This window comes from Mycolicibacterium sichuanense (assembly GCF_033741125.1).
Taxonomy (GTDB): domain Bacteria; phylum Actinomycetota; class Actinomycetes; order Mycobacteriales; family Mycobacteriaceae; genus Mycobacterium.
Map to the genome: position 1 here is coordinate 165,374 of NZ_JAWQPU010000008.1, position 25,302 is coordinate 190,675.

The 25,302-nt window shown below is 69.1% G+C and carries 30 protein-coding genes and 2 pseudogenes; 11 read left to right on the forward strand and 21 right to left on the reverse strand.

Going from position 1 to position 25,302, the window contains the following annotated elements:
- Positions 1–20: 20 nt before the first annotated feature.
- Together SBI80_RS23305 and SBI80_RS23310 are read right to left on the reverse strand one after the other, a co-directional pair.
- Positions 21–527: a DUF302 domain-containing protein gene (locus SBI80_RS23305; protein WP_318977205.1), complete on the reverse strand. Its 507-nt coding sequence runs from the start codon at positions 525–527 to the stop codon at positions 21–23.
- A 74-nt stretch (positions 528–601) separates the two neighbouring features.
- Entirely contained in the window at positions 602–1,168 is a 567-nt protein-coding gene (locus SBI80_RS23310) for a hemerythrin domain-containing protein (protein WP_318977206.1), read from the reverse strand.
- Positions 1,169–1,339: 171 nt separating this feature from the next.
- Between SBI80_RS23310 and SBI80_RS23315 the strand changes: the two genes are divergently transcribed.
- The 3 genes and pseudogenes from SBI80_RS23315 to SBI80_RS23325 all read left to right on the forward strand — a co-directional run bounded on the left by SBI80_RS23315 (position 1,340) and on the right by SBI80_RS23325 (position 2,438).
- Positions 1,340–1,879: a Dps family protein gene (locus SBI80_RS23315; protein WP_318977207.1), complete on the forward strand. Its 540-nt coding sequence runs from the start codon at positions 1,340–1,342 to the stop codon at positions 1,877–1,879.
- Positions 1,880–1,915: 36 nt separating this feature from the next.
- A pseudogene (locus tag SBI80_RS23320) lies at positions 1,916–2,260 on the forward strand (cation:proton antiporter domain-containing protein); the annotation flags it as partial.
- 49 nt (positions 2,261–2,309) lie between these two features.
- On the forward strand, positions 2,310–2,438 hold the full coding sequence (locus tag SBI80_RS23325; RefSeq protein ID WP_318977208.1) for a hypothetical protein: 129 nt from the start codon (positions 2,310–2,312) through the stop codon (positions 2,436–2,438).
- Here SBI80_RS23325 and SBI80_RS23330 read toward each other — a convergent pair.
- The 5 genes from SBI80_RS23330 to SBI80_RS23350 all read right to left on the reverse strand — a co-directional run bounded on the left by SBI80_RS23330 (position 2,435) and on the right by SBI80_RS23350 (position 5,959).
- Positions 2,435–3,580 (reverse strand): AI-2E family transporter, encoded by a 1,146-nt coding sequence (locus tag SBI80_RS23330; protein WP_318977209.1) that lies wholly within the window; start codon positions 3,578–3,580, stop codon positions 2,435–2,437. The two genes, SBI80_RS23325 and SBI80_RS23330, sit on opposite strands and share 4 nt — an antisense overlap.
- A gap of 27 nt (positions 3,581–3,607) precedes the next feature.
- A complete protein-coding gene (locus tag SBI80_RS23335) occupies positions 3,608–3,769 on the reverse strand; it encodes a hypothetical protein (RefSeq protein ID WP_318977249.1) in 162 nt (53 codons plus the stop codon).
- Positions 3,770–3,853: 84 nt separating this feature from the next.
- The gene (locus SBI80_RS23340; RefSeq protein ID WP_318977210.1) at positions 3,854–4,468 is read right to left on the reverse strand and encodes a pyridoxamine 5'-phosphate oxidase family protein; all 615 of its coding nucleotides are present in this window, start codon (positions 4,466–4,468) and stop codon (positions 3,854–3,856) included.
- Between the two features lie 7 nt (positions 4,469–4,475).
- Positions 4,476–5,606: an o-succinylbenzoate--CoA ligase gene (gene menE / locus SBI80_RS23345; RefSeq protein ID WP_318977211.1), complete on the reverse strand. Its 1,131-nt coding sequence runs from the start codon at positions 5,604–5,606 to the stop codon at positions 4,476–4,478.
- Between the two features lie 14 nt (positions 5,607–5,620).
- Positions 5,621–5,959 (reverse strand): DUF3349 domain-containing protein, encoded by a 339-nt coding sequence (locus SBI80_RS23350; protein WP_318977212.1) that lies wholly within the window; start codon positions 5,957–5,959, stop codon positions 5,621–5,623.
- Positions 5,960–6,213: 254 nt separating this feature from the next.
- Between SBI80_RS23350 and SBI80_RS23355 the strand changes: the two genes are divergently transcribed.
- Genes SBI80_RS23355 through SBI80_RS23365 form a run of 3 tightly spaced genes read left to right on the forward strand, consistent with a single transcriptional unit; the run spans position 6,214 to position 8,098 of the window.
- Positions 6,214–7,449 carry an inorganic phosphate transporter gene (locus SBI80_RS23355; RefSeq protein WP_318977213.1) on the forward strand — a complete coding sequence of 412 codons (1,236 nt, stop codon included), beginning with the start codon at positions 6,214–6,216 and terminating at the stop codon, positions 7,447–7,449.
- Between the two features lie 46 nt (positions 7,450–7,495).
- A complete protein-coding gene (locus tag SBI80_RS23360; RefSeq protein WP_318977214.1) occupies positions 7,496–7,780 on the forward strand; it encodes a hypothetical protein in 285 nt (94 codons plus the stop codon).
- 12 nt (positions 7,781–7,792) lie between these two features.
- Entirely contained in the window at positions 7,793–8,098 is a 306-nt protein-coding gene (locus SBI80_RS23365; RefSeq protein ID WP_318977215.1) for a DUF3349 domain-containing protein, read from the forward strand.
- Between the two features lie 49 nt (positions 8,099–8,147).
- On the opposite strand, the gene SBI80_RS23370 is transcribed toward SBI80_RS23365, so the two are convergent.
- From SBI80_RS23370 to SBI80_RS23390, 5 genes are all read right to left on the reverse strand, one after another.
- Positions 8,148–8,534 carry a VOC family protein gene (locus SBI80_RS23370; RefSeq protein WP_318977216.1) on the reverse strand — a complete coding sequence of 129 codons (387 nt, stop codon included), beginning with the start codon at positions 8,532–8,534 and terminating at the stop codon, positions 8,148–8,150.
- A 28-nt stretch (positions 8,535–8,562) separates the two neighbouring features.
- Entirely contained in the window at positions 8,563–9,438 is an 876-nt protein-coding gene (locus SBI80_RS23375; RefSeq protein WP_318977217.1) for an SDR family oxidoreductase, read from the reverse strand.
- An 11-nt stretch (positions 9,439–9,449) separates the two neighbouring features.
- Positions 9,450–10,046, reverse strand: a complete 597-nt coding sequence (locus tag SBI80_RS23380) for a GNAT family N-acetyltransferase (protein WP_318977218.1) — start codon at positions 10,044–10,046, stop codon at positions 9,450–9,452.
- Positions 10,010–10,513: a hypothetical protein gene (locus SBI80_RS23385; RefSeq protein ID WP_318977219.1), complete on the reverse strand. Its 504-nt coding sequence runs from the start codon at positions 10,511–10,513 to the stop codon at positions 10,010–10,012. The genes SBI80_RS23380 and SBI80_RS23385 overlap by 37 nt, the downstream gene beginning before the upstream one ends.
- A 220-nt stretch (positions 10,514–10,733) precedes the next feature.
- Positions 10,734–10,889 carry a DUF6131 family protein gene (locus SBI80_RS23390; RefSeq protein ID WP_318977220.1) on the reverse strand — a complete coding sequence of 52 codons (156 nt, stop codon included), beginning with the start codon at positions 10,887–10,889 and terminating at the stop codon, positions 10,734–10,736.
- 129 nt (positions 10,890–11,018) lie between these two features.
- On the opposite strand from SBI80_RS23390, the gene SBI80_RS23395 reads away from it, so the two are divergent.
- Positions 11,019–11,684 (forward strand): LuxR C-terminal-related transcriptional regulator, encoded by a 666-nt coding sequence (locus SBI80_RS23395; protein WP_318977221.1) that lies wholly within the window; start codon positions 11,019–11,021, stop codon positions 11,682–11,684.
- A 19-nt stretch (positions 11,685–11,703) separates the two neighbouring features.
- Here the strand turns inward: SBI80_RS23395 and SBI80_RS23400 are convergent, their stop codons facing one another.
- From SBI80_RS23400 to SBI80_RS23425, 6 genes are all read right to left on the reverse strand, one after another.
- Entirely contained in the window at positions 11,704–13,872 is a 2,169-nt protein-coding gene (locus tag SBI80_RS23400) for a thiamine pyrophosphate-dependent enzyme (protein ID WP_318977222.1), read from the reverse strand.
- Between the two features lie 7 nt (positions 13,873–13,879).
- A complete protein-coding gene (locus tag SBI80_RS23405; RefSeq protein WP_318977223.1) occupies positions 13,880–14,803 on the reverse strand; it encodes a 1,4-dihydroxy-2-naphthoyl-CoA synthase in 924 nt (307 codons plus the stop codon).
- A 55-nt stretch (positions 14,804–14,858) separates the two neighbouring features.
- Complete coding sequence (locus tag SBI80_RS23410; RefSeq protein ID WP_318977224.1) at positions 14,859–15,320, reverse strand: nitroreductase family deazaflavin-dependent oxidoreductase; 462 nt, start codon at positions 15,318–15,320, stop codon at positions 14,859–14,861.
- Between the two features lie 10 nt (positions 15,321–15,330).
- Positions 15,331–16,014 carry an HAD family hydrolase gene (locus SBI80_RS23415; RefSeq protein ID WP_318977225.1) on the reverse strand — a complete coding sequence of 228 codons (684 nt, stop codon included), beginning with the start codon at positions 16,012–16,014 and terminating at the stop codon, positions 15,331–15,333.
- On the reverse strand, positions 16,011–17,213 hold the full coding sequence (locus SBI80_RS23420) for an RNA polymerase sigma factor (protein WP_318977247.1): 1,203 nt from the start codon (positions 17,211–17,213) through the stop codon (positions 16,011–16,013). Before SBI80_RS23420 ends, SBI80_RS23415 begins: the two co-directional genes overlap by 4 nt.
- Positions 17,214–17,282: 69 nt before the next feature.
- Entirely contained in the window at positions 17,283–18,503 is a 1,221-nt protein-coding gene (locus tag SBI80_RS23425; protein WP_413232787.1) for a CynX/NimT family MFS transporter, read from the reverse strand.
- A 49-nt stretch (positions 18,504–18,552) separates the two neighbouring features.
- On the opposite strand from SBI80_RS23425, the gene SBI80_RS23430 reads away from it, so the two are divergent.
- On the forward strand, positions 18,553–19,218 hold the full coding sequence (locus SBI80_RS23430) for a FadR/GntR family transcriptional regulator (protein WP_318977226.1): 666 nt from the start codon (positions 18,553–18,555) through the stop codon (positions 19,216–19,218).
- Positions 19,219–19,293: 75 nt separating this feature from the next.
- On the opposite strand, the gene fadD8 is transcribed toward SBI80_RS23430, so the two are convergent.
- Positions 19,294–20,904, reverse strand: a complete 1,611-nt coding sequence (gene fadD8, locus SBI80_RS23435; RefSeq protein ID WP_318977227.1) for a fatty-acid--CoA ligase FadD8 — start codon at positions 20,902–20,904, stop codon at positions 19,294–19,296.
- Positions 20,905–20,969: 65 nt separating this feature from the next.
- On the opposite strand from fadD8, the gene SBI80_RS23440 reads away from it, so the two are divergent.
- Positions 20,970–21,233 carry a DUF3253 domain-containing protein gene (locus SBI80_RS23440; RefSeq protein ID WP_318977228.1) on the forward strand — a complete coding sequence of 88 codons (264 nt, stop codon included), beginning with the start codon at positions 20,970–20,972 and terminating at the stop codon, positions 21,231–21,233.
- Positions 21,234–21,239: 6 nt separating this feature from the next.
- Here the strand turns inward: SBI80_RS23440 and SBI80_RS23445 are convergent, their stop codons facing one another.
- Positions 21,240–21,668 (reverse strand): YciI family protein, encoded by a 429-nt coding sequence (locus tag SBI80_RS23445; RefSeq protein WP_318977229.1) that lies wholly within the window; start codon positions 21,666–21,668, stop codon positions 21,240–21,242.
- Between the two features lie 139 nt (positions 21,669–21,807).
- On the opposite strand from SBI80_RS23445, the gene SBI80_RS23450 reads away from it, so the two are divergent.
- Both SBI80_RS23450 and SBI80_RS23455 read left to right on the forward strand, forming a co-directional pair.
- Positions 21,808–23,415: an amidohydrolase gene (locus SBI80_RS23450; RefSeq protein ID WP_318977230.1), complete on the forward strand. Its 1,608-nt coding sequence runs from the start codon at positions 21,808–21,810 to the stop codon at positions 23,413–23,415.
- A gap of 31 nt (positions 23,416–23,446) precedes the next feature.
- Positions 23,447–25,009: a long-chain-fatty-acid--CoA ligase gene (locus SBI80_RS23455; RefSeq protein WP_318977231.1), complete on the forward strand. Its 1,563-nt coding sequence runs from the start codon at positions 23,447–23,449 to the stop codon at positions 25,007–25,009.
- Positions 25,010–25,020: 11 nt separating this feature from the next.
- On the opposite strand, the pseudogene SBI80_RS23460 reads toward SBI80_RS23455, so the two are convergent.
- Positions 25,021–25,302: pseudogene (locus SBI80_RS23460) on the reverse strand (cytochrome bc1 complex cytochrome b subunit); the annotation flags it as partial.

A 25,302-nucleotide genomic window follows, 5' to 3' on the forward strand; every position in this document is an offset into this window, starting at 1 on the left:
GGTGACGATTCGCTGACGGGTCAGCCCGCGGCGTGCTGCAGCAGCGCCACGACCGCGTCGTCCAGTGCGGCGGCAACCGTGGAGGCCTCCGCACTCCCATACGGCGCTATCTCGCTGGCGACCCGGTCATAGGACAGCGTCGTGCCCTCTGGGCGTTCGGCGATCAGGATGGTGACCGGCGCGTAGGACCCCACGTCGGGCACGGTGGCGGCCATCTTGCTCATCGTCACCGGGTTGCCCGCGATGATGCGCAGCAGGCGAACGGCGTGGGCCGGATCGCGCTTGGACAGCGCGGCCCCGAGATCCAGCGACAGGAACTCGATGAGACCACTGCTGCCGCTCTCGGCGGCCACGATGGCCTCGAACTCCGCGGCGTCGCTCGCGGCGTTCCACCGGCGCACCTCGGCCGCGAAGTCGTCGACCCGACCCAAACCGGCGTAGACGGCCGCGACCACGTCGTCGAACGGTCGTGCACTGTGGACGGTCACGCGGCTGACGGCCACCGTGGCCTCGGATGTCTGGGCCATGGGCACTCTCCTCGACTGGGGGTCTCGCAGAGGGCAAGGCGCCACCCGGGCCGTTTATTCCGGCCCGGCCCGGTTCAGGCGGCGTCGCCGCGCAGCGCGTCGCGGGCCCGGTCGAGCAGTGAGACGAAGGGGCCGACCGCGAAGTTGACGAAGGCCGACTCGACACCCGCGTGGGGATGGGTCGGCGCGATGCGCTCGGCGACGCGTACCGCGGTGGCCAGGCTCGCGAGTTCCTCCGCGTCCAGGTGCTGTTCGAGCAGGGTGAACTCGTCGGCTTCCTCGCGCTCGGCGTGCTCGAGCACGGCGGCCTGCAGGTGGATCAGCTCCTTGCTGAAATCAGCCGTGCCGCAAGGAATCTTCTCCAGCTTGCCAAGTGCCACCTTGGCGTCGTGCTCCTCGGTGAGGCGGGCGTCGACGATGGCGGCACCGCCGTCGATCTTTCGCCGGATGCGGGGATGCACCATCATCTCCTCGGCGGTCTCGTGCACCGCGAGCATGGTGCGCAACCGGGTGAACGCCTCCTGCTGCGTCTCGGTGGTCTTGGCGTCGAGCGTCTCGACGAAGAGCGCCCGGATGGCCTCGTGCTGCCCCTTGAGATAGGTGACGACGTCGTCGGCGCTCGAAATGGTGTGGTCGGTCATGCGTACCTCCGGTGGACTGGCAGGCGCGTGGGCTGGGCGCCGTCTCAAGGCATCTACCCGGTGCGCGCACCGGGAAACGAGCGCCCACCGCGAAGCGAGCGTGCACCGCACGGCACGGCACCGAGACGCGCTTCTCGGATTGCGGGTTGCGTAGCCGGGTATGTGCAGGTGATGGCACACTTCACCATCCCCGGTCTGAGCGCCGATGACGGCCGCCGCATCGCGGAACTGCTGCAGAAGCAGCTGAGCACCTACAACGACCTGCACCTGACGCTCAAGCACGTGCACTGGAACGTGGTCGGACCGTCGTTCATCGGCGTGCACGAGATGATCGACCCCCAGGTGGAGCTGGTCAGGGGATACGCCGACGAGGCGGCCGAGCGGATCGCCGCGCTCGGGGCGTCACCGCAGGGCACTCCCGGCGCCATCGTCGCCGACCGCACCTGGGACGACTACTCCGTGGGCCGCGACACCGTGCTGGCGCACCTCGGCGCACTCGACCTCGTCTACGACGGCGTGGTGGCCGACACCCGGGCGGCCATCCAGACGCTCGACGACCTCGACCCGGTCTCGCAGGACATGCTCATCGGTCACGCCCGCGAGCTCGAGAAGTTCCAGTGGTTCGTCCGCGCCCATCTGGAGAACTCGGGCGGCGAGCTGTCCAACGAGGGCACGGACAGCGAGAAGGATGCTGCCGATGCCGCCCGCTAGCAGCGGTCCCGTCGCCAGCAGGGGTGAGCGGCAGCCGTGACGCTGGTCCTGGTCCTCATCTTGGCGACCGTCCTGTTGGCGCCGCTGGCCGAGCGCATCACCGTGCCCTACCCCGTCCTGCTCCTTGGCCTCGGGCTGGCGTTGGGCCTGCTCCCCGGGTTGTCCGTACCGGCGATGGACCCGGATTGGATTCTGCCGCTGGTGCTTCCGCCGCTGCTGTTCGCGGCGGCACGCCGTACGTCGTGGCGCCAGTTCCTGGACAACCGGCGGGCGATCGGGCTGCTGGCAGTCGCGCTGGTGGGTGTCACTGCCTTCGCGGTCGGTGCGGTGGTCAGCGCGGTCGTACCGGGGTTGCCGATCGTCGCGGGGGTGGCCCTTGGGGCCGCCGTCGCGCCACCGCAATGCCGACCACGCCGCCACCGTCAACTCCGTGAAGGCTCAGATCCTGGCCTCGGCGCGGGAGGAGATCGTCACGGCGCGAGCCGAATCCGGCAACGACCCGACGATCGTCGACGGCGTGCTGCGTCAGCTCGACGCGCGGGGCGGGCAGCCGGACTAGGTTACCGGCCGGGCGTCCTCGTCGGCCGGTGCATCGAGCAGCGGGCCGTCCTGTGCCTTGAGAGCCTCGTTGCGGGCCTCGGGATCTCGCGCGGACAGCACGCGCACGAAGCTGTTGACGAAGGCGATGGTCGGGACGGCCAGCAGGGCGCCGACGATGCCGGCCAGCACGCCACCGGCGGCCAGCCCGAGCACGACGCCCAGCGGATGGATCGACACCGCGCGGCCCATCACCAGGGGTTGCAGGACGTGTGCCTCCAGTTGCATCACGGCGACGATCAGCCCCAGCGTGATCAATGCGTAGATGAAGCCCTTGGCCAGCAGCGCGACGACGACGGCGAGGAAGCCGGTGACCAACGCGCCCACCAGCGGGACGAACGCGCCAAGGAAGATGATCGACGCCAGTGGCAGGGCTAGCGGGATGCCCATCACGGCCAGCCCGCTGCCGATGGCGACGGCGTCGACGAGCGCGACCAGGGTCGTGGCGCGTGCGTAGCCGGCCAGGGAGTGGAATCCCGCGGTGCCGGCTTCGTGCACGCGGGCGCGGTGCTCGGGCGGCACGATCTGGGTGACGAAGCGCCAGATGCTGCGGCCGCCGAGGAGGAAGAAGATGACGGTGAACAGGCAGAGCAGGGCGCCGGTGAGGATCTCGACGAGGGTGCCGGCCGTCGAGAGCGCTCCGGTGGTCAGCTGCGTCTGGTGACTGCGCAGGGCGTTGACCGCCGAATCGGTGGCGCTGGTGATCTGATCCGACCGTAGGTGCAGCGGCCCGCGGACCAACCAGTCTCGGGTGCTGTCGACGCTGCGTTCGACCTGGTCCACCAGATCGGGTGCGCCCTCGATGAATTGGTTGACCACGAAGGCCAGGATTCCGCTGAAGACGGCGATGCCCAGGACGAGGACGAAGGCGACGGCACCACCGCGGGCGGCACCGTAGCGGTCGAGGAAGTCGACCGCCGGAAGCAGGAGCGCGGTGGCGAGCAGGGCCAGGGCCACCGGCACGAAGACGACGGCCAACCGCGCGAGTATCTCGAACGTGACGATGGCGGCTGCCAGGATGACCAGCAGCCGCCACGACCACGCCGCGGCACTGCGAACCAGTGGACTGACCGACTGGTCGTCGCGTGCCGCGGCGGGGGTCACGAAGGAATTCGCGTCAGCGCTAACGCGCTAGAACCAAACTTTTCGGCCACCGACCGGGCGACCGACGGCGCCGAGGATCCACAGGATGACGCCGACGACGACGAGGATCCCGCCGATCGTGTAGAGGATCGAGATACCGGCGAAGTACCCGATCAAGAGGAGGATGATGCCGAGGACGATCATGATCAAGATCCGATCCGTAGGAGCGATTGAAACTGCCGCTGAGGGAATTACCTGAACGGTCAATTCCAAACCTCGCAGTCTCATCGACTTCTAATACAGGATCCGGCGCAGGTTCTCCTCGGCGTAGTACTCGTCGAGTTCTGCTTCGCTGAGGTCGGGTTTGTAGGCCTTGGCCAACCGCGCGACGCTTGGCACCGCGGTGGGATTCCATGTCTCCGGCTTCCAGGCATCCGAGCGCAGAAACGCCTTGGCGCAGTGGAAGAACACTTCCTCGACGGCGACTTCGAGTGCCAGGATCGGGCGTTTGCCGTCCACCCGCATGGCATCGAAGTAGGGTGCGTCGGCCATGATCTTGGCGGTGCCGTTGATGCGCAGCGTGTCCCCGCGCCCGGGGATCAGGAACACCGTGCCAACGCGCGGCCGCTGCAGGACGTTGAGGAAACCGTCCACCCGCTTGTTGCCAGGCCGCTCGGGTATCGCGATGGTGGTGTCGTCGACGACGTGGACGAAGCCGGGTGGGTCACCCTTGGGTGACACGTCGACGCGGCCGTCGGCGTCGGTGGTGGCGACGAATCCCAGTGGAGAGTGGGCCAACCAGTCCCGTTGGGCCTCGGAGAGGCAGGGCTTCACCTTGTTGGCGACCGAGGCCACGGGGTGGCCGACGATCGCACGCAGGTCCTCGACGGTGGTGACTTCGCGCGACACGAGTCCATCATGCTCCGGTGTCGAACCGCGCCGCGAGTGCTCTTCGGTCCAGCTTGCCGATGCCGCGGCGGGGCAGATCGGCGACGACGTGCAGCTCGCGCGGAGCGGCCGTGGGTTCGAGGGTCCGTTCGACGTGTGAGCGCAGCTCGGCCAGCGACGGCGCTTCCGTCCCGGCCGCCAGGACGATCGCGGCGACGACGCGCTGGCCCAGCCGGTCGTCGCTCACGCCGAACACCGCGCAGTCGGCGATCGCGGGGTGGGTGCCGATGGCGGCCTCGACCAGTTGGGGCAACACGGTGAGGCCACCGGTGCCGATGCCGTCGTCGACCCGGCCCAGAATGCGCAGGACGCCCGAATCGTCAACGGCGCCAATGTCATCGGTGCGGAACCAGCCGGGCTCCTTGAACGGGTCGGGCTCCGTCGGGTGCCGGTACCCCTTGGCCAACGTGTCCCCGCCGAGGACGACGCGACCGTCGTCCAGGCACACCCGCACGCCGTCGAGCGGCACCCCGTCGTACACGCAGCCGCCAGCCGTCTCGCTCATGCCGTAGGTGCGCACCACGGAGATCCCCGCCTCGGCCGCCGCCTCGGCCACGGTCGTCGGCATCGGACCGCCACCGATCAGGACGGCGTCGAGTTCGGCCAGCGCAGCCGTGGCCGCCGGGTCCCCGAGCGCCTTGGCCAGCTGGACTGCGACCAGCGAGGCGTAGCGCGGACCGGTGCCCAAGGCCTCGATGGCAGCGGGTAATTCGCCGACGTCGAAGCTGGGGTCGACGGCGATCGGGACCGTTCCCGCCAGCAGGCTGCGCACCATCACCTGCAGCCCGGCGACGTGATAGGCGGGCAAGGCGAGCAGCCAGTTGCCCGGGCCGCCGATCCGGTCGTGGGTGGCCGAGGCGCTGGCGATCAACGCGGGCGCGGTGAGCATGGCGCCCTTGGGAACCCCCGTGGTTCCCGACGTGGTCACCACGACCGCCACGTCGTCGTCGATGCGCTCGCCGATACCCAGCGACGTCGTCAGCAGCTCGGCGGACTGGACGTCCGCGGGCACCGGAAGGATCGCCGACTCGCGGCCATCGAGCACACCGGCGAGCACGGCCAGCAGCGGCTCGGGGGAGGGGACCTGCGGGATGACCACCGCGCGCAGGGAGGCTATGCGGAGTCCTCGCCATCGTCGGTCGGGGCGGACCCGCCGTTCTCGAGGCCGTCGCGTGGATCGTCGAGTGGCCAACCCTTGGTGGCCAGCCGCTCGCGCACGCGCTCGACGTCGGACTCCTGCGGGAGCTCGTCGGTCATCTGGGTGATGAGCACGCCGATGTCGATCAGGTCGAATTCCCCGCGATTCATCAGCTCCTGGGCGACGGCCTTGACCTCGTCGTTGCTGAGCCGTCGATTCAGCAGGGACATGAGCGGCACCCGGTCCGGGCCGGGTACGCCCTCGGGATACCCGGCGGTGATCCAGGCGACGATCTTGGCGAGAAATGTGTTCACTGCGTCAACTTCCCCCTACGGCGGGCGGACCGCCTCGGTGCTCGACGAATCGATGGTAGTGGCGTCCCCGGCTCGATGGTTGGTCGGCACCGCCTCCGGAGCGATGCTTCGGCGCGGCCGGCTAACGCGCGCCGCCCTCTGGGTGAACAGTGGATGAACAGCTCTCAGGATGAGAAGAAAGGCCAGGTGAGGGGCAAGTTTGGGACCCATGGCAACTGGTCAAAATGCCATGCCTAGCCCCACAATCTGTACCCATGAGCACAACCATGATCATTCTCGTGCTGTTGATCGTCACCGCGTTGGCGTTCGACTTCACCAATGGCTTCCACGACACCGGCAACGCCATGGCCACGTCGATCGCGACCGGCGCCCTCAAGCCCAAGACCGCTGTGCTCCTCGCCGGCGTCTTGAACCTCGTCGGCGCGTTCCTCTCGGTCGAGGTGGCCGTCACCGTCACCACCTCGGTGCTGAAGATCCAGGACAGCAAGACCGGAGCCCTAGTCCCGTCCATCGACCAATCGGTGGGACTGACCATCATCTTCGCCGGCCTGATCGGCGGCATCCTCTGGAATCTGCTGACCTGGCTGTTCGGCATCCCGTCGAGCTCCTCGCACGCCCTGTTCGGCGGGCTGATCGGTGCGGGCATCGCCGCGATCGGCATGGCCGGGGTCAACTGGACCGGCGTCATCAGCAAGGTGCTCGTCCCCGCCGTCGCCGCACCCTTCATCGCCGGCCTCGTCGCCGCGTGCGGAACCTGGCTGGTGTACCGACTCACCCGCAACGTCGAGAAGAAGCGCCGCGAGGACGGCTTCCGCTGGGGCCAGATCGCCACCGCCTCACTGGTCGCCCTGTCACACGGCACCAACGACGCGCAGAAGACCATGGGCGTGATCGCGCTGGCGCTCATCACCACCGGCCATCTGACCGGCGACGTGAAGAAGGACGGCCTGCCGTTCTGGATCATCTTCAGCTGTGCGCTGGCCATCGGCCTCGGCACCTACATCGGTGGCTGGCGCGTCATCCGCACGCTGGGCAAGGGTCTCGTCGAGATCGAGTCGCCCCAGGGGCTGGCCGCCGAGGCGTCGTCGGCCGCGATCATCCTCAGCTCCAGCGCCGCCGGCATGGCCCTGTCGACCACCCACGTGGCGACCGGCTCGATCCTCGGCAGCGGCGTCGGCAAGCCCGGCGCTCAGGTGCGGTGGGCGGTCGCCGGCCGCATGGCCGCAGCGTGGCTGATCACGCTTCCCGCCGCGGCCGTCGTCGGTGCGATCGCGTTCTGGATCTCGCACTTCGTCGCCGGGGCCACCACCCAGCTCGTCGGTGACGGCCTGATCTTCCTGATCCTCGTCGGTCTCTCGGGCTACATGTACTTCCGCGCCCAGAAGCAGAAGGTCGACCACAACAACGTCAACGCCGATTGGGACGACGCCACCAACTCCGTGGTCCCGGCCGACGCCGCCAAGGCCGAAGCGCCCAAGGCCGCCGTCTGATGCGCGGTCCCATCCAGCCACTCCCTGCAATCGGAAAGAACCACTGATGCACACCTATGTGATTCCGCTCCTGACGGTCCTGGTCGTCGGGCTGATCCTGGGCGCCGGCCTGCCTGCCGTCTTCGCCATCGGGCTGCGGTCCTACTCGGCGGGCGTCGGTGGCGCCGAGGCCGACGGCACGATCGACAGCCCCAACCCGGTGCTGCGGTCGCTGGGCCTGCTGCTCTTCGTGATCGTCGGGTTCGTGATCTTCGTCGCGCTGCTCTGGATCACCAGGTCCACGATCATCCACCACACGGGCTTCGACCCCTTCTTCGGTTTCAAGAAGTGAGCTGAGCAGACCATGACCGAGAACAAGTCACTCTTCGACAACGTCGTTCACTGGCTCAACGCGGGCTACCCGGATGGCGTTCCGCCCAAGGATTACTTTCCGCTGCTGGCGCTGCTGAAGCGCTCGCTGTCGGAGGAGGAGGTCGTCGCGGCGGCCAAGTCGATCCTGCGCACGGCTGACGCCGAGGCCGTCACCGAGGAGCAGGTCCGCGCGGCGATTCAGGACGTCATCGACAAGGAACCCAATCCCGAGGAGATCCACCAGGTCTCGGCTCGGCTGGCCTCGGTGGGCTGGCCGTTGGCAGCGCCCGCGCGCTGAGACGTCGTACCCGAACATCCCCTCTGCTCTTCGGAGCCGGGGGGATGTCTCATGTTCGGGCGTCGCGCCGCAGCGGGTGGGTGTCGGGCACCTGCACGAAGATCAGCGTGACCCCGTCGGGGTCGTTCACGTGCATCTCGTGCAATCCCCACGGCTCCTGGCTGGCCGGCCTCGCGATGTCGACGCCGCGGCTCTCGAGTTCGGTCTGGGTGGCGTAGACGTCACGCACCTGCAGCCACAGCGCCCCGGGAAACGGTGGCGCCGACGATGATCCGCCGCCGTGGCCGGCCAGCTCGACGAGGGACTGTCCGGCGTAGAACACCGTGCCCGAGCCGTACTCGCGGGCGATGGCCAGACCGATGGCGTCGCGGTAGAACGTCAGCGAGCGTTGGTAGTCCGCCGGCCGGAACAGCATCCGGCTGGCCAAGATCTCCATACCATCGGTTCTAACACAGAGTGGGGCGCTAGCTGGACGGCTGCACGCCCTGCCGGGTGATGAAGGCGTCCACCGCGGCGGGAGCCACGCTGTTCATCGCCGCCGCGGTGACGGCCATCCGCGGAGCGATGCGCACCGGCCGGCACCGCACGGCGGTGAGCATCCAGTCGGCCGCCTCCTCGGCGGACAGGCCCGGCAACCCGTCGAAGGCCCGCGTCGGGGCGATCATCGGCGTCTTCACCAGGGGATAGAACAGCGTCGTGGAGTGCACGCCGTCGGCACCCCACTCGGTCTCGATGACGCGGCTCACCGCGGTGAGTGCGGACTTGGAGGCGTTGTACACCGCGAACAGCGGCTGCGATTCGGTCATCACGCCCCACGTCGAGACGTTGACGACGTGCCCGTCGCCGCGTTCGCGCATCCCGGGGGCGAAGCCGCGGACGAGCCGCAGCGGGGCGTAGTAGTTCAACGCGATCGTCCGCTCGACGTCGTGCCAGCGTTCCAGGGACTCGGCCAGCGGTCGCCGGATGGAGCGTCCGGCGTTGTTGATCAGCACGTCGACCCCGCCGAAGTAGTCGTCGACGGCAGCGATCAAGGCATCGACCTCGTCGAGGTCGGACAGGTCGCAGGCGTACGCGGTTGCCCGGCCGCCCTCGGCGACGATTCGCTGCACCACGGCGTCGAGCAGTTCGCCCCGGCGGGCCACCAGGATGACGTCGGCACCCTCGCGGGCCAACTTCACGGCTGCGGCCTCGCCGATGCCGGAGGACGCACCGGTGACCAGGATGCGCTTGCCGGCCACCTCGACGTCGGGCCCGGGTTGCAGCAGTCGTGCGGTCAGTGGAGGGCGCATGCTGGCCAGCAACAGGGTGTCGGCAAGGCGGCGCAGCGGGTTTCTGCTCACGGTCGTCGAGCTTAGGTGGCGGCGGCGGGCAGGAAGTCATGCAGCCTCGCCACGGCCAGGGTCTGCGGTTGGCCGTACTCCTCGAAGGTCATGGCGGGTACGAAGCCCAGCCGGCGGGCCAGGTTCAGCGATCGGGCGTTGGTGCTTCGAGTGACGATGATGACGGGTTCGTCCGGCAGTTCGGTGGCCGCGGCGGACAGCACCGCGCTGGTCGCGCGGTACGCGAGCCCGCGGCCCCAGAGGCGACGGTCGAGCGTGTACGCGAGCTCCAGTTCCTCGCCCGCGGGGGCGAGGTGACCGGGGTGGTGGACGCCGCGCCTGGTCAGTGACACCGTTCCGATGAAGGCGTCGGTGGTCTTGTCGGCGATCACGTAGGAACCGGGCGAACCCGTGACGGCGGCGACGCCCGCCTCGTCGAGGTCGCGAGCGACCGCGGCGCGCGGCTGCGGGCCGCCGAGATGCGCGCGCACCTCGGGGTCGGCGACGTGCTCGATGATCGAGCGGCGGTCCTCGTCGCGTGCCTTGCGCAGGATGACGTCACCCGCGTCGAGGTACACCGCGTTCAGGGTGGTCACGCCGATGCCCGCGGGGCCGCTCGAAGTACGCACCGGGCGTAGCCGATCCAGCAGACGATCGTGGCGGCCAGCCCCAATCCGAGGAGCACCTGCGGACCCGTCGCGACGTCGACCGCCACCGATCCACTGCCCGGCACGTGCCGATCCACGGCGCGCATCACCAGCACGGGCAGGATCGCGCTGGCGAGGGTGACCATCGCCCCGACGACCGCGACGCCGAAGTGCGCGCGCACGGCGCTTGCGATCATCGCCCCGGCGGATGCGTACGTGACGAGTGCCAGCGGCAGCGGGCGCAGGCTGGCGCCGAGGTCACCCGTCGCCGCCCAGTGCCCCCAGCCCGCCATGGCCGCCGACCCGTTCACCGATTGCGCGGTGTACCACGGCCAGATGGTGGCGACGAGGATTGCCAGCAGGCCGAGGGTGGCGATGGCCCACCTGGTCAGTGTGGCTTCGATGACCCGCCCCCTCTGCGACGCCGGCGAGCTGACTGTGTCGCCCAACCGAACGTTAGCGCGTCGAATCCGGGGCCGGTGCACCAGCGGCGCTGGTAATTTCGCAATCCGATCGAGGTGAGGAGCGCCACCGAAGTTCTACGCCAACCTGATCGTGGCGTTCCGGCAGGGCGTGCCCGACGCCGGGGGCAGCCCGATCAATTCCCGTCCACGCGGTGAACGGCGGCCAATGCCATCGCCGCCGTTCACCGGTACCGCCGACGGATGACTAGTAGTAGGTGCGTCGGCCGCCGACCGCGCGTCCCATCGAGCCCAGCAGGGTCAGCACGAGGCCGACGACCACGAGGATGATCCCGATGGTCCACAGGATCGAGATCTTGAGCAGGAATCCGGCGATGAGCAGGATGATTCCGAGAATGATCATGGCGTTCCCTTCTGATCGACCGCGCCTGCGGCGCGGGGATCGATGCGGCCGGGCGGTTGTCCGGCGCTCTTTCAGCCTTCACCCCTAAGGGGGGTGTCGGTACACCCCTAGGTAGGTAATCTCAGGCCTGTGCCCGCATCCGAGAGGCCGATCACGGTTGCACTCGTCGACGACTACGACGTGGTGCTGATGGGCGTGGCCAACATGTTCGACCGGTATCGGGACCGGGTGGTGGTCGCCGAGCTCGATGCGAACGAGTCGGTGTCCGACGCCGTCGACATCGTGCTGTACGACTCGTTCGCCCAGCCCGAGTCCGACCACGACGAGATCGCGGTGCTGGTGGCCAACCCCCGAGCTCGTCGAGTCGTGGTGTACACGTGGAACTTTCACCCCGATCTCATCGACAGTGCTCGGCAGAAGGGCGCCCACGGTTACCTGTCCAAGACGTTGCCCGCCCGTGACCTGGTCGCGGCGCTGGAGGCGGTGCACGCCGGGGAGACCGTCATCAGCGATGCCCCGCCCCGCACCCGCAGCGCGGTCGGCCTCGACTGGCCGGGTCGCGGCGAGGGTCTCAGCGATCGCGAGTCGGAGATCCTGGCCCTGATCACCCAGGGCAAGAGCAACGCCGACGTGGCAGCGCTGACCTATCTCAGCCCGAACACCGTCAAGTCCTACATCCGCACCGTCTACCGCAAGATCGGTGTCGCCAGCCGCACGCAGGCGGTGCTCTGGGGCGTCGAGCACGGCTTCACGCCCGACCACCATCGCATCGAACATTGGCGGGGCGGGCCGTGATTTCGGCCCCTGCTGCGGGCTAGCGCATCAGCTCACGGGCCGCGGCCTCGATGCGCTCCTCGGACAGCAGCACTTTCAGCGCCGCATCGCCGAGGGGAATGAAGCTGTCGGCGCTGGCGACCCTGGCCAGCCGCCCTCGGTAACCCCGGTCGAGCAGGGCCGTGACCACGCCCTCGGATACGCCACCGGTGGCCCTGGTCTCGTCGACCACCAGCGTGCGGCCGGTGGCGTTGGCCTCGCGCAGCACGTCGTCGATGGGGAGCGGTGCCAGCCAGCGCATGTCGACGACGCGCGCCGCGATGCCCGACCGTTCCAGTCGGCGGGCCACCCGCAGGCTCATCGGCACGCCGTTGCCGAACGTCACCAGAGTCAGGTCGGTGCCCTCGCCGTGGGTGCGGGCCCGGCCGATCGGCACCGCCTGCGCCGGGTAGGCGGCCAGCCACTGCGCGTCACCGTCCTGGTGCAGATCCCGAACGTGGTACAGCGCAATGGGTTCCAGGAACACACACAGTGCACCGGAAGTGCGGGCCGCCGCCGCGCAGGTACGCAGCATCGCCGCCGCATCGTCGGGCCGCGATGGCGAGGCGATCACCAGGCCGGGGACGTCACGCAGGGCGCCGATCGCGTCGTCGTTGTGGAAATGGCCGCCGAAGCCCTTCTGATAGCCGTATCCCGCGATGCGCACCACCATCGGATTGCGGTATTGCCGGTTGGAGAAGAACTGCAAGGTGGCGCCCTCACCGCGGATCTGGTCGGCGGCGTTGTGCAGGTAGGCCAGATATTGGATCTCGGGGATCGGCAGCAGGCCGGACACCCCGGCCCCCAGCGCCAGCCCGAGGATGGCCTGTTCGTCGAGGACCGTATCGAAGACCCGTGCGGCGCCGGCCTTTTGGACCAGCCCCCGGGTGACGCCGTAGACCCCGCCCTTGCGCGCGACGTCCTCACCGAAGACCAGGGCTCCCGGATGTTCGTCGAGCACGTCGGCAAGGGCCCGGTTGATCGCCTGCGCGACGGTCAGTGGCTCCGAGCCCGCGACGACGTCGGGGGGTGTCGCGGCCGTCGCCTCGGCCAGCACGTCGCGCAGCGGGCGTAGCACGGCGGCGGCGCTGTTCAGCTGCGGCAGTTCGGCGACGCGCGCGGCGATGTCGAGCACCTCGGCGCGCTTGGCCTCGTAACGTTCCAGCACCCGTCGGGGTGACATGCCGGCGCGCTCGACCAGTAGCCGGGCCGTGGCGAGCACGGGGTCGCGGTCGTAGTCACCCGCGATCTCGGCCGGGCTTCGATAGGCGGCCTCCACGTCTGAGCCGGCATGGCCCATCAACCGCACCGTGCGCAGATGCAGGAACGCTGGCTTGCGGTGCCGGCGCACCCAGTCGACGGCTGCGGTGGCGATGGCGTGGCTGCCCACCGGATCGGCGCCGTCGGCCGCGAAGTATTCCAGCCCCCTTCGATTGTCGAAGTTCGCCGCGATCCATCCCGCCGGCGTCCTGGTGCTGATGCCGATGCCGTTGTCCTCGCAGACGATCAGCAGTGGCAGCGGGAGGCCCTGATAGGCGGCATGGGTGGCGGTGTTGATCGCGCCCACGGCGGTGGAGTGGTTGGCCGAGGCGTCGCCCATGCTGGTGACCGTGACGGCGTCGCGCGGCCACGGGGTGCCGATGCCCAGCTTGGCGGCCCGGCCGATGGAGAAGGCCACGCCTACGGCGCGCGGGAGATGCGAGGCGATCGTCGAGGTCTGCGGAATGACGTCGAGGGCGTGGCTGCCGAACACCTTGTGCCGGCCGCCGCTGATCGGGTCCTCGGTCGCCGCGCAGACGCCGAGCAGGACGTCGCGCAGTGGGTCGGTGACCGTCCCCGGCGCCGCCCGGCGGGCGCGTTCGAGGAAGAAGCCGCCCGAACGGTAGTGCAGCAGAGCAGGATCGGTGCTTCGCAGGGCGGCGGCGACGATGGCGTTCGACTCGTGGCCCGACGAACCGATCGTGTAGAAGCCCTTGCCGCGCGAGCGCAACCACCTCGCGGCCAGGTCAAGGTGCCGGCTCCCCAGCTGGGAGTCGAAGAGGCCGAGTACGTCGCGGACCGTCAGGTCCGATCCCGCCTCGATCGGCTCGTCATCGCCGAGGCCGGGCGCCACCGGGTCCGGCCATGCGGCGACCGTCGAGGTGAAGTGCTCGTCGATCTTCTCGGCCATGATGGGTTCAGAAGTAGCGGGGGAACCGCGACCAGTCGGGATCTCGCTTCTCCAGGAAGGCATCCCGGCCCTCGACCGCCTCGTCGGTCATGTACGCCAGCCGTGTCGCCTCACCGGCGAAGACCTGCTGACCGGCAAGCCCGTCGTCGAGCAGGTTGAACGCGAACTTCAACATCCGAATCGCCTGCGGCGACTTGCCGTTGATCTCCTCGGCCCACTGCAGCGCGACGGTCTCCAGGTCGGCGTGGTCGACGACCTCGTTGACCGCGCCCATCGCCTGCATCTGCTCGGCGGTGTATGGCCGGCCGAGGAAGAAGATCTCGCGGGCGAACTTCTGACCCACCTGCCTCGCGAGATACGCACTGCCGTAACCACCGTCGAAGCTGCCGACGTCGGCGTCGGTCTGCTTGAACCGGGCGTGTTCCCGGCTGGCCAGCGTCAGATCGCACACCACGTGCAGGCTGTGCCCGCCGCCAGCCGCCCAACCGTTGACCAGACAGATGACGGGCTTGGGCATGAACCGGATCAAGCGCTGCACCTCCAGGATGTGCAGCCGGCCGGCAAGTGCGGGATCGACGGTGTCGGCGGTCTCGCCTGCGGCGTACTGGTAGCCGGTGCGGCCCCGGATGCGCTGGTCGCCACCGGAGCAGAACGCCCAACCGCCGTCCTTGGCCGACGGCCCGTTGCCCGTGAGCAGGATGACGCCCACGTCGGGTGACATGCGGGCATGGTCGAGGGCCCGGTACAGCTCGTCGACGGTGTGCGGCCGGAAGGCGTTGCGCACCTCGGGCCGGTCGAAGGCGATGCGCACCGTCGGCTTCGCTGCGCCGCCGGGGCCGTCCGGGACATGGCGGTGGTAGGTGATGTCGGTGAACTCGAAACCCGCCACGGGCTGCCACACGGTCGGGTCGAACGGGTTGTCGGCGCTCATCCAGTTGACTCTAGAGCGGGCGGCTCGGGTGTCCGTAGAGCGGGCTCCGCACCGTTCACCGCGGGTCGAATCGGAACACCGGGCAGCGCCCGGCCAGCGCCTCGAACTCCTCGGGGGTGCCCTCGGTGACCAGGCCGGACCGCTTCATGAAACCGACACCCGTCGGTACCAGCACGGGGAACTGGCGCAGCAGCGGCCTGGCCTCCTCGGCCGACATCTCCACGACGTGCACGGGCTGCGTCTCGCGGCCCTGGGTCAGGGTGGCCTCGCCCGCCGCGCGCAGGTTCTTCACCCAGTCGGCGTTGGGGAATCCGCCAACGACGTAACGCTTCCCGTCGACCACCATCGGCGTGATCGGGGTCGGGCGGGGTTGGCCGGACGTGCGGCCGGCCACGGTGAGCACCACGGGGCCGTCGATGGGCAGGCCGAGCTTCATCACCGCCATGAAGACCTTGTTCATCGGCTTGAGCCACCAGGGTGGGGTGACGTCCCGATCGTCGGGGGTCGGGGTCGGCATGGCCGTCAGCCTAAACCGCGACTCCCGCCCCGCGGAGCGCTGCGAGCAAACCGGCCGGGCGCTCGGCGGTGGGGATCGGGTCGACGAGCGCGAACTGGCAGCCGATCGCGCGGGCGCCGCCGTCGGCCTCCTCACTGTCACCGACCATCAGCGCCTCGGTCGCGGTGACCCCGAGTCGGTCGACGGCGATCTGGAAGATCTCTGGATTCGGTTTCACCGCACCGACTTCGAAGGACAGCACGAATTCATCGACGAAGCGGTCGGCTCCGATCATGGCGAGGGCGGGCCGCAGGTCGAAGGCGATGTTGGAGACGATGGCGGTCTTGATGCCCTGCTCGTGCAGGCCGGCGAGCACCGTCGCGGTATCCGGGTAGGCGGTCCAGCTGGCCGGTTCGACCAGGACCGGGTAGAGCTTCTCGGCGTGCTCGTCGGTCAGTCCCGACTCGCGCAGCACGTGCAGGTACGCCTCGCGGTGCAGGCTCGGTTGTAGGTCGCGGTTGATCCAGTTGTGGTACTGCTCGTCGTTCATCTGAACCGAACGTCCGGTCGGTGCGGTGAGCCGGCGCATCAGCTCGGCCTGGACGTGGCCGTCGACGGTCTTCTCGTCGACGGTGATGCCGGCGAACCAGGCGTCGTCCTCCTCGAGCCGGAACAGGGTGCCGGAGAAGTCGAACAACACTGCGCGGATGGTCACGGGCGCGCCTGGACGGCTTTGGCGTCGAGGACGGCACGCTCTCGATCGTTGGTCACCATGGTTGCGGCCCTCTCGAATTCGACGGCAGCTTCGGCATCTCGCCCAAGCCGGGACAATAGTTCACCGCGTACGCTCGGCAGCAGATAGGACGTGGCAAGACCGTCGATCCGGTCGACGATCGCCAGCCCGTCGGCAGCCCCCGACCGCATCGCGACGGCCACCGCGCGGTTGAGCTCGACGACGGGGGACGGCGCGATCGTCAGCAGACCGTCGTACAGCGCGACGATGCGTGCCCAGTCGGTGTCGGCCGCGGTCGGGGCGGCGGCATGGCATTCGGCCAGCGCGGCCTGCAGCGCGTACGGTCCCCAGCCAAGTCCCTTGCGACGCAACGTCCGTGCCGCCCGTTCCAACGCCGCCGTGCCGCGCCGGATCTGAGCCTGGTCCCACCGTGTTCGGTCCTGGTCCTCCAGCGTGACGGGTCGTCCGTCGGGACCGGTGCGGGCGGCGAACCGAGATGACTGCAACTCCATCAGTGCCACCAGACCGTGGACCTCGGCCTCGTCGGGGGTCAGCGCGGCGAGCACGCGGCCCAGTCGCAATGCCTCCGTGCACAGTTCGTCCCGGATCCAACGCTGGCCCGACGACGCGGAGTACCCCTCGTTGTAGATCAGGTAGATCACGGCGAGCACGGCGGACAACCGGTGCGGGTACTCCTCGGGGCCGGGCACCTCGAAGGCGACGTCGGCCTCGCTCAACGTGCGCTTGGCGCGGGTGATCCTGGCCGCGATGGTCGCCTTCGGCACCAGGAACGCCTGGGCGATCTCGTCGGTGCTCAGTCCGCCGACCACGCGCAGGGTCAGGGCGATCTGGTTCTCCCGCGCCAGCACCGGGTGGGTGCTGATGAAGATCAGCCGCAACACGTCGTCGTCGATGCGGTCGGGGTCCCAGCCGTCCTCGGCGTCAAGCGGCGAGTCGCGGGCCAGTGCGGCGTACTTGGCGTGGAGGCTCTCCTGACGGCGCCACTGGTCGATGGCCCTGCGCTTGGCCACGGTCACCAGCCAGGCGCCCGCGTTGCGCGGCACCCCCGTCGTCGGCCACTGCTCGAGGGCATCCACCAGGGCATCGGCGGCCAGGTCCTCGGCCAGCCCGACGTCGGCGACCATGCGCGTCAGCGTGGCCACGATCTTGGCCGCCTCCATCCGCCACACCGCGTCGATGGTGTGCTGGATGTCCGGGGCGGCCACCAGACCACCGTAGTTGCCCGAAGGTCAGACGTAGCGTGCGCGACCGGCGGCCGCGCCGGCGCCGATCTGCACGACGTACACCACCAGGAACATGACGAACGGGATGGTCCAGTTCTCGGAGAGGTCGTGCAGGACGCCGAACAGGAACGGACCGGTGCCGGCGAACAGGTAGCCGAAGCCCTGCGCCATTCCCGACAGTTGAGCGGTGTCCTCGGTGGTGCGGGCGCGCAGCGCGATGACCGTGAGGGCCAGCGAGAAGGCGCTCATCCCGACGCCGATCAGCACGCTCCAGACGAACGGGGCCGCGGCCGGCGCGAACAGCAGGCCGAGCGCGCCGCCGAAGCCGAGCACACCGAGGCCGACGATCCAGCCGCTCTGGCTGGCCGAGCGGGCCGCCAGCGGCGAGATGATCAGGGCGACCGGCACGCCGATGAGGGACACCAGGCCGACGAGGAGGCCGGCCTCGACCTTGCCGACGCCGTTGTCGATGAAGATCTGCGGCAGCCACCCCATCACGATGTAGGCCATGAAGGCCTGGCAGCCGAAGAACAGCGTGACGATCCAGGCCAGCCGGTTGCGCAGCAGCGACCGGCGTTGCCCGCTCGGCACGTCCGAGGTGGTCCACGACCCGCGGTGCCGCCAGGCCGCGGGCGCCCACGCGATCAGCGCGATCAGGGCGATCACGGCCCACGCCGCCAGGGCGCCGCGCCAGCCGCCGAGGGGGTCTTCCAGGCCGGGGGTGACGGCCGAGCCAAGCGCGCCGCCGCCCTGCAGCGCGGCGGTGTAGATGCCGGTCATCAGGCCGACCCTGGCCGGGAACGATCCCTTGATGACCACCGGGATCAGCACGTTGACCAGCGCGATGCCCGCACACGCCAGCAGCGTCGCACCGATCACCGTGATCGGGCCGTCGACCGCGCGCAGCGCCAGCCCCGCGGTCAGCACCACCAGCGCCATCGAGATGACGTGGCCCGGGCCGAAGCGTCGCGCCAGCCGAGGTGCGGTCAGGCCGGCAGCGGCGAAGCACAGCCCCGGCATGGTGGTCAGCAGACCGGCCCAGGTGGCCGAGGTGCCGAGCTCGTCACGCATGTCGCCGAGCAGCGGGGCCACGCTGGTGACGGCGGGGCGCAGGTTCAGTGCGGTCAGGACGACGGCGACGGCCAGCAGGGCTCCACCCGCAACGGCGGGCGCCCGCCCGGGTCCCGATTCGCCGGTCAGCGCTTCGTCCTGCTCATCCGTTCGCACGGTGCTAGCGTCTCATACATCCCATGATTGGTTGAAAGGACGTCCGCCGTTGCCGCTCTCCACCGCCCGCCGGGCCGGCCTGGTCGACCAGGTCATCGAGCAGATCCGGCAGTCCGTCGTCAGCGGGGAATGGCCCGTCGGCCATCGCATCCCCAACGAAACCGTGCTGGTGGAGTCGCTGGGCGTCGGCCGCAATACGGTCCGGGAGGCGGTCCGCGCGCTCGCCCACGCCGGCATCCTCGAGGTCCGTCAGGGGGACGGTACCTATGTCAGGGCGACCAGCGAGGTGTCCGGCGCCCTGCGGCGCCTGCGCGGAGCCGAGTTGCGTGACGTGCTGCAGGTACGACGCGGCCTCGAGGTAGAGGGCGCCCGGCTCGCCGCGTCCCACCGCACCGACGCCGACCTGGCCGAGCTGCGGTCGCTGCTGAGCCGTCGGGACGAATGCCTGCGCACCGGGGACACCGAGGAGTTCGCCCGCGCCGATACGGAGTTCCACCTGGCCACCGTCCGCGCCTCGCACAACGTCATCCTCGTCGAGTTGTACCGCGGGCTGATCGAGGCCATCACCGCCAGCGTCGCGACCACCTACGAGACCGCCGTCGACATCGTCGACCACGGGGAGCTGCTCGACTACATCGCCGCCGGCGACGTGGTCGGGGCGGGCAGCACGGCGGGCGAGCTGCTCGACCGCATCCTCGCCGGCCTCCCGAGCTAGCCGGCGCCGCGAGACTCGGGTTGCTGCGGCTTTCGGCCCCGATTCACGTCAACCATCCGAGTCTTGGCGACCGCGCTAGCCGACCGCGCGGCCGGCGCCCTCCCAGAACCGGGCCCGCACGGCCTTCTTGTCGGGCTTGCCGAGACCGGTCACGGGCAGCGAGTCGACCACGTGCACCTGCTTGGGCACTTGCACCGAGCCCTTGCGTTCCTTGACGGAGGCCTGGATCTCGGCGGTCAGCGTCGACACCGCGGCCTCGTCGGACGCCGCGTCGGCGCGCAGCACCACCACCGCCGTCACGGTCTCGCCCCACTTCTCGTCGGGGCTGCCGACGACGCACACCTGCGCGACCGACGGGTGCTCGGCGATCACGTCCTCCACCTCACGCGGGTACACGTTGAAGCCGCCGGTGACGATCATGTCCTTGACCCGGTCGACGATGAACCAGTAGCCGTCGGAGTCCTCGCGGGCCATGTCGCCGGTGTGCAGCCAGCCATCCTTGAACGTCTCGGCGGTCTGCTCGGGCAGCTTCCAGTAGCCACCCGACAGCAGCGGTCCCGACACGCACACCTCGCCGACCTCGCCCTGCGGCACGGGGTTGCCCTCGGCGTCGAGCAGAGCGCATCTGGCGAACAGCGTCGGGCGCCCGCAGGACGTCAACCGCTTCTCGTCGTGGTCGTTCTTGCCGAGGTAGGAGATTGCCATCGGCGCCTCGGACTGCCCGTAGTTCTGCGCGAAGATCTTGCCGAACCGCTCGATCGCCTCGGCCAGGCGCACCGGGTTGATCGCCGATGCGCCGTAGTAGACCGTCTCCAGCGAGGACAGGTCGCGCGTCCTGGAGTCCGGATGGTCCATCAGCGCGTACAGCATCGCGGGCACCACGAAGGTCGCGGTGATGCGCTGCTCCTCGATCACCCGCAGTGCCTCGGCCGGGTCGAACTTCGCCATCACGTGCATCTCGCCGCCCTTGACCAGGGTCGGAAGGAAGTACGCCGCCCCGGCATGCGACAGCGGGGTGAGCATCAGGAACTTCGGGCTGTCCGGCCACTCCCACTCGGCGAGCTGGATGGTCGTCATCGTGCTGGTGGCCTGGGTGGTCATCATGACGCCCTTGGGCTTGCCGGTGGTACCGCCGGTGTAGGACAACCCGGTGACGTGATCGGGCGCGAGGTTGGCGGCGACCAGCGGGCGGGGGTCGTATTTGGCTGCCTCGGCAGTCAGGTCGACGACGTGGGCTCCCGAGGCGGCGAGCTCGGGCGGAACGGGTCCGATGGTGAGGATCTGCTTGAGCGAACCGGCCTTCTGCAGCAGCCCGAGCGCCCGCTCCACGAACATCGGGTTGGGATCGATGATCAGGGTCGTCACCTCGGCGTCGGTGAGGACGTAGGCGTGGTCGTCGAGCGACCCCAGCGGGTGCAGTGCGAGGCGACGGTAGCCCTGGACCTGACCGGCGCTGGTGATCATCAGCACCTCGGGCCGGTTCAGCGACAGCAGGCCCGCGGTCTCGCCGGAGCCCGCGCCGAGCGCCTCGAACGCCTGCACGTACTGGCTGATCTTGGCGGCGAGTTCGCCGCCGGTCAGCGTGGTGTCGCCGAGGTGCAGGACCGGCCGGTCCCGGTGGCGCTTCAGTGCGCCGACGAGCAGATGCCCGGAGTGGATGGGATGCCGCAGGAGATCGTCACTCATGCAAGACAGACTAGAACGTGTTCCAGTTTGGTGACAGGGGCGGTTGCGATGAGTTCACTGGGGGAGTGACGACCGGTGCCAACGATCCCGCGGGCCGCCTGCGCTCGGCGATCCTGACCATGGCCCGCGAACGCGGCCCGGCCAAGAGCATCTGTCCGTCCGACGCCGCGCGTGCGATCGGCGGCGAGGGCTGGCGGGAGCTGATGGACGACGCGCGTGACATCGCGCGCGGGCTGGCGCGGGAGGGCCTCGTCGAGATCACCCAGCGCGGCGAGGTCCTCGACCCGGATTCGGAATGGCGTGGGCCCGTCCGAATCCGGGTCTGCTGACCGACCTCACCTGGCGTAGCGCGGATCGTTCTGCTCGCGCCAGGCCTTCTCCTTCTGGATCCAGGGGTCGTCCTGGTCGAAGTCCTCGGTCTCGGAGACGCGGCGCACCTCGAGCTTGACGCCGGGCCCCAGCGGGGACTTGCGGGCCCACTGCTTGGCCTCCTCGATCGAGGAGACGTCCAGGATCCAGAAGCCGTTGAACAGTTCCTTGGCCTCGGCGTACGGCCCGTCGGTGACGACCGGCGGGTCGTGGGAGAAGTCGACGACGAAGCCCTCCTCGGGTCCGGTCAGCCCCTCGCCGGCCAGCAGCACACCTGCTTTGATCAGCTCCTCGTTGTACGCGCCCATGGCCGCGATGATCTCGCTGAAGTCGACGTTCTCCGCGACGAACTCCTCGGCCTCCGGGGTGGACCGCATGATCAGCATGTACCGCATTTCGATGTCTCCTTCGGTTGGTGGAAGGGGCAGCTCCATCGTGCCCGCACCGATACGTCGAATGGCGACCCGGCGAAATCGACACGGTCGCCCAAGTATTTTCGACCGATTTGGACCGGGCCTCTGCGAGGATGGCCCGATGGCTGCTGACCTGGTGTTCTTCGGGACGGTACTGACCGTCGACGCCGCCCGTCCCACCGCAGCCGCACTCGCGGTGGCCGACGGCCGCATCGTCGCCGTCGGGGATCGCGAGGAGGTCGAGGCCTGGCTGGGGTCCGACACCGAGGTCGTCGAACTCGGCGACGGCTGCCTGCTGCCGGGGCTGATCGAAGCGCACGGGCATCCGCTGATGGAGGCGATGGTGCTGGCCGATCGCATCGTCGACATCCGGCCGGTCATCATGCGTGACGCCGATGACGTGCTGGCCGCGATCGGCGCGGAGGTCGCCGCGCGCGGGTCGGCGGGGGCATATCTCAACGGCTGGGATCCGCTGCTACAGGTCGGATTGCCTGCGCCGACGCTGCAGTGGCTCGACGAGATGGCGCCGCACACGCCGCTGGTGATCGTCCACAACTCAGGGCACGAGGCCTACTTCAACTCGGCGACCGCAAGGACTCTGGGGCTGGACCGCGACACTCCCGACCCCAAGGGCGCGAAGTACGGTCGCGACGCGGACGGCGAGCTCGACGGCTCGGCGCAGGAAACCGGGGCGGTGTTCCCGCTCATCGGTGGCGCGATCGACCGTGACGGCTATCCGGCGATGCTGCTGGCCGAGTGCGCGCGGCTGAATCGCGCTGGGCTCACCACGTGCTCGGAGATGGCGTTCGATCCCATGTTCGGCCCAGTGCTCGCCGCACTGCGCGACCAGCTGACGGTGCGGTTGCGCACCTACGAGATGTCCACTGCGCAGATGTCCACCACCGCGACGCCCGGTGACGGTGACGACGTGGTGCGCCACGTCGGCATCAAGATCTGGGTCGACGGGTCGCCCTGGATCGGCAACGTCGACCTGTCCTTTCCGTACCTGGACACCGCCGCCACCCGCGCCATCGGGGTGACGCCAGGGTCGTGCGGCCACGCCAACTACACCCGCGAGCAACTGACCGAGATCGTGAACGCCTACTACCCGCACGGCTGGCAGATGGCCTGCCACGTGCAGGGCGACGCCGGTGTCGACACCATTCTCGACGTGTATGCCCAAGTGCTGCAGGACCATCCGCGCGACGATCACCGGTTGCGGCTGGAGCACGTCGGGGCGATCTCGAACGCCCAGCTGCGGCGGGCCCACGAGCTGGGCGTCACGTGCAGCTTGTTCGTCGACCAGATCCACTACTGGGGCGACGTGCTGGTCGACGGACTCTTCGGCCCCGAGCACGGCTCGCGGTGGATGCCCGCCGGGTCCGCCGTCGCCACCGGCATGCGGATTTCCCTGCACAACGATCCGCCGGTCACGCCCGAGGAGCCGCTGCGCAACATCAGCGTCGCCGCCACCCGCATCGCCCCGAGCGGGCGGGTGCTGGCCCCTGAGGAACGCATCAGCGTCGAGCAGGCCATCCGCGCCCAGACCCTGGACGCGGCCTGGCAACTGTTCGCCGACGACGTCATCGGCTCGCTGGAGGTCGGCAAGTACGCCGATCTGGTGGTGCTCTCGGCCGATCCGCGGGCCGTGCCTCCGGAGGCCGTGGCCGATCTCGAGGTGCGCGCAACCTATCTGGCAGGTCGCCGCGTCTTCGCCAAACCGGACTGACGGAGGCCGTCGTTCTGGCACGCTCTCAGTCATGTCCGAGCTGTCAACGCCCCGCTTCCTCGACGAACGCACGGCCCACTGGGCCCAGGCCAAACCGGACGCCGAGGCCGTCACCTTCAAGGAACGCACCTGGACCTGGTCGCAGTGGTACGAGCGCATCCAGCGGCTCGCCGGGGCGCTGGCCGAACGCGGGATCAAGCGCGGGGACGTCGTCGCGTTCCTCGACAAGAACCACCCGGCATGCGTCGAAACCACTTTGGCGGCAGCATCTTTGGGTGCTGCGACGGCGATCGTCAACTTTCGGTTGGCCGCCGACGAGCTCGACTACGTGCTCAACGACAGCGGCGCGACCCTCCTGATCGTCGGCGCCGAATTGCTGCCCGCCGTCGAAAAGATTCGCGACCGGCTGACGAGCCTCGAGCACGTCGTGGTGGTGACGCCGGACGGTGGTGACGGCGACGAGTACGAGGCGATGCTGGCCGCGGCCACCCCGGTCGGCCGGTCGGAGGACGTCGAGCCCGACGACGTCGCCATCATCATGTACTCGTCGGGCACCACGGGCCGGCCGAAGGGCGTCTCGCTCACCCAGGCCAATCTGATCGCCCACACCGAGAGTGCCTTCGCCGGTTGGGAACTCGACGAGGGTGACAAGAACCTCGTCGCGATGCCGCTGTTCCACGTGGGTGGTTCGTCGTACATGCAACTCGGTCTGCACACCGGTGTGGCCAGCTACATGACGCGCGACGTCGATGGTGCCCAGTTGGCCGGCGGCATCCTGTCGGGTGCGAATCGGACGTTCCTGGTGCCGGCCGTGCTCGCCAAGGTGCTCGAGTCGGGTGAGGACGCGGTGAAGTTGTTCGCCGCGTTGAAGACCTACGGTTACGGCGCGTCGCCCATGCCATTGCCGCTGCTGCGCAAGGCGTTGGAGGCATGGCCAGAGACGGACTTCATCCAGGCCTACGGGCTCACCGAGGTCGGTGGCGTCATCAGCTTGCTGGCGCCCGAAGATCACCGCAGCGGCAACGAGGAACGCATGGGCAGCGCAGGCCGGGTGGTTCCCGGCGCCGAGGTGCGCGTGGTCGACCCCGACACCCTCGACGACGTGGCGCAGGGCGAGCAGGGTGAATTATGGTTCAGATCACGGCAATTGATGAAGGGCTACCACAACAAACCGGATGCGACGAAGGAGGCGATCACCGAGGACGGGTGGTTTCGCACCGGTGACATCGGCCGGATCGACGAGGACGGTTACATCTTCGTCGAGGACCGGCTGAAGGACATGATCATCACCGGTGGTGAGAACGTCTACTCGATCGAGGTCGAGCGGGTGATCGCCGAGCACCCGGCGGTCGCCGAGGTCGCCGTCATCGGCGTGCCCGACGAGAAGTGGGGCGAGTCGGTGAAGGCCGTCGTGTCGCTCGAGGGTGAGGCGACCGAGCAGGAGATCATCGCCTTCGCCCGCGACCGCTTGGCGGGCTACAAGTGCCCGCGAACCGTCGACATCGTCGACGAGCTGCCCCGCAATCCGACTGGCAAGATCCTGAAGAAGGATCTGCGCCAACCACATTGGGAGAAGGTGGGCCGAAAGGTCTGAGCCCCCGGCCGCTAACCGTGTCCGTTGGTGTCGTGGGGGCTGGTGTCGTGTTGGCGTTGTTTGAGGGCGGTGATGGCGCGGTGTTCGGCGGCGTGGGCGGCGTGGACGAGGGCGTTGTGTTCGCCTTCGGGGTCGGGGTAGAGGAAGCTGCCGGTGCCGGGTGCGCCGGCGGAGCCGAGTTTGTTCATCCGCTTGGGCAGTGCGGCGCCTTGGTAGTGCAGGGGGATGGGGTGGCCGTGGTCGTCGACGGGTCCTAGGGGTTGGTGTAGTTCGATGTAGGCGCCGTGGGGTAG